Raw genomic sequence first — 610 nt, 5'->3', positions numbered from 1 at the left:
GCTCCCTCGTTGATTTCTCGCTCGCGGAGTTTCCGGAACACGGCCGAATACAGCTCCACCCGAGCCAATTCCGAGACGGCAATCGTCGAGGTTCCAAGGTAGAGATCGGGACAGGCTTTCGAGCCGCGCTCTTCATGGTAGATCTTCACAAGAGCGGAGGTATCAAAGAAGAAAAGGCTCATATGCGCTCATCCCGGTCGCCGCGAACGGCCTCGCTCCAATCGCTGGACGATGTCGAAGTCTGCCTCCTGACTTCCTCGATCGACGGGGCGCCCTCCCCCTCCGCCCCCCCGCCGGGGGCAGGCCGGATCGCTTTGATGGCCCTCAGGTACTCGTACACCGCGACCAAAGAGGTGGGATCGAGGCCGTTCAGTTCGTCTTCGATTCGTTTCCTCAGGGTGTTCATGGCTTGTCCTTCGGGGCGATTTACGCTGGAAGGCTCGGAGACTAGAAGGCTGAGACGCTGGAAGGCACCAACTGCGCTCCAGTGTACCCAGCACCCCCGCTATGAGCAACGCGAGCGAACGGTCAACTTTCGGGAAGGGGGGGACTGCCGGGCGTCGTTGGTCGCAGGTCGTAGGTCGTTCATCGTGGATGGGGGGTCTCGGCC

2 protein-coding genes are annotated in these 610 nt (G+C 61.5%); both read right to left on the bottom strand.

What is annotated here, in order from left to right:
- Positions 1-182, bottom strand: a 182-nt coding sequence (locus tag ACYQ8L_RS18570) for a type II toxin-antitoxin system VapC family toxin (protein ID WP_459943306.1), incomplete at its 3' end; no start/stop codon positions are given.
- The gene (locus tag ACYQ8L_RS18565) at positions 179-406 is read right to left on the bottom strand and encodes a hypothetical protein (RefSeq protein ID WP_459943305.1); all 228 of its coding nucleotides are present in this window, start codon (positions 404-406) and stop codon (positions 179-181) included. The genes ACYQ8L_RS18570 and ACYQ8L_RS18565, both read right to left, overlap by 4 nt.
- Positions 407-610 lie beyond the last annotated feature (204 nt).

This window comes from Deferrisoma palaeochoriense, from assembly GCF_054656955.1.
The sequence above is the reverse complement of the archived record's forward strand: the minus strand, read 5'-3'. Positions and strand labels throughout refer to the sequence as shown.

Bases quoted from the DNA above. Each gene is read 5' to 3' on its own strand.
- ACYQ8L_RS18565 (WP_459943305.1), bottom strand. From the start codon at position 406: ATGAACACCCTGAGGAAACGAATCGAAGACGAACTGAACGGCCTCGAT.